This window comes from Massilimicrobiota sp. An105 (assembly GCF_002161155.1).
GTDB lineage: Bacteria > Bacillota_I > Bacilli_A > Erysipelotrichales > Coprobacillaceae > Allocoprobacillus > Allocoprobacillus merdigallinarum.
In genome coordinates this window covers 1-873 of record NZ_NFLY01000112.1, presented here as the reverse complement: position 1 = coordinate 873, position 873 = coordinate 1, and the positions used below count along the sequence as shown (strand labels likewise).

Sequence of the window (873 nt, the reverse complement as noted above, 5' to 3'; positions counted from 1 at the left end):
AAAAGATCCTATTGTTAGTTTGGGTCTATTGCTGGATGCCAATCAGATCCCTATTGGCATGAAGTTGTTTCCTGGCAATGAAAGTGAAAAGCCGATTTTAAGGGACGTGATTCAAGGCCTTAAAAAGAAAAATCAAATCGCAGGAAAAACTATACATGTAGCTGATAAAGGACTGAACTGTACTCAAAACATTGCTTTTTCTAAAGAAAATGGAGATGGTTATTTATTTTCTAAATCCGTCAAGACTCTACCTGAAAAAGAAAAAAAGTGGGTATTATTAGATAATGAAGACTGGAAAGAAATAAAAAATGATGAGGGTGCATTATTATATAAATATAAGTCATGCATTGATAAATTTCCTTATCGTATAGAGATTGACGGAAAAAAGAAGACAATATATTTTACTGAGAAACGAGTAGTGACTTATAATCCAAAACTTGCATCTAAAAAAAAATATGAAATCAATAGACAAGTTGAAAAAGCAAAAAAATTATGTTACAGCCAAGCAAAAAGATCTGAATATGGAGATCTGGGAAAATACGTTAATTTTACTGATGAAAATGGAGAAAAAGCAAAAGCAACAATCAATGAGGACATCATAAAAAAGGAACTTGAACTAGCAGGCTATAATCTATTGATTACATCAGAAACAGATATGAAATCAATAGACATCTATAATACCTATCATAATTTATGGAGAATAGAAGAATCATTTAGAATAATGAAATCCGATTTAGATGCCAGACCAGTATTTCTGCAAAAAGAAAACAGTATAAAAGGACATTTTTTGATATGTTATTTGACAGTGTTACTGGAAAGAATATTCCAGTTCAAAGTCTTGGATAACAAATACAGTACTCAGGAAATCATAAA

General features: G+C 30.6%; 1 protein-coding gene. It reads left to right on the top strand.

The annotated features are described in order from the left end of the window. On the top strand, window positions 1-873 hold an 873-nt coding region (locus tag B5E48_RS13430), incomplete at both ends, for an IS1634 family transposase (protein ID WP_143747038.1).